Consider the following 796-nt stretch of genomic DNA (forward strand, 5'->3'; position numbering starts at 1 on the left):
ACACGCTTGCCGAAACGGCAAAGAAAAAATGTGTGAAAATGGTGAGCCCAGGGGATGGAAACTATTTTCTCTTACGGGATTGTTTGCTCAATGAAAGAGAGGATGAAAAAAATAAGGTGCGTAATCACTTTTAAATTTTCACGCAGAAATTTAAACGTAGGTGAAGTTGGATGAACGAAAGACAAAAGCTGTGCTCTCAAAGAACATCTCTATTTTCTAAAGGTTACGCCTTTTTTAAGTAACGATTTTAAAGTTATGATGGATGCTTGATAAAAGCTTTCTTTAAAAGGTGTCGAGGTTGTACCAAAACGACTTAGAGGTACGGCAAAATCTTTAAATTTTTCAATCGAGTGTTGTTGGGCGTTACAAAAATGCGCGAAAAAAAGTAAAAACTCTTTGTTTGGAATGCTTTTAGCTAAATGCGCAAAACGTTGTGCTCGTTTTGCAAACAAAGTGTCCTTATCAGGAAGTATGACAAAAATAGGAGAATGCGTGATACCATGCTTATTAATAGATTCTGTTTTTTGAGGGGATCCTAATTTTTTTTGGAGGCGTGCCATGTTGGTCGTTTCTTTATTCAAAAGCCTATGTTTTTCTGCTTTTTGTTTTTACACTTGGCTTTTATGTTGAGCTTGTCATCAATTATAAGATCCAATTCATTGATAAATCCCATGAAACTGAGTCAAAAATTTACAGTGCTGTTTGTTGGCCGGTGTGGGCAAGAAGTGAGATCTAATGATGGTCATAGGACTTGAATAATACTCATATTAATCTATCTATAGATGTGAGAAGGTCT

1 pseudogene is annotated in these 796 nt (G+C 35.8%); it reads right to left on the reverse strand.

Annotated features, from left to right (window positions below):
- Positions 1 to 284: 284 nt before the first annotated feature.
- Positions 285 to 560, reverse strand: a pseudogene (gene fdhE / locus ACFIK8_RS10975) (formate dehydrogenase accessory protein FdhE); the annotation flags it as partial.
- Between the last annotated feature and the right edge of the window lie 236 nt (positions 561 to 796).

The organism is Bartonella sp. MR168JLCBS (assembly GCF_042194175.1).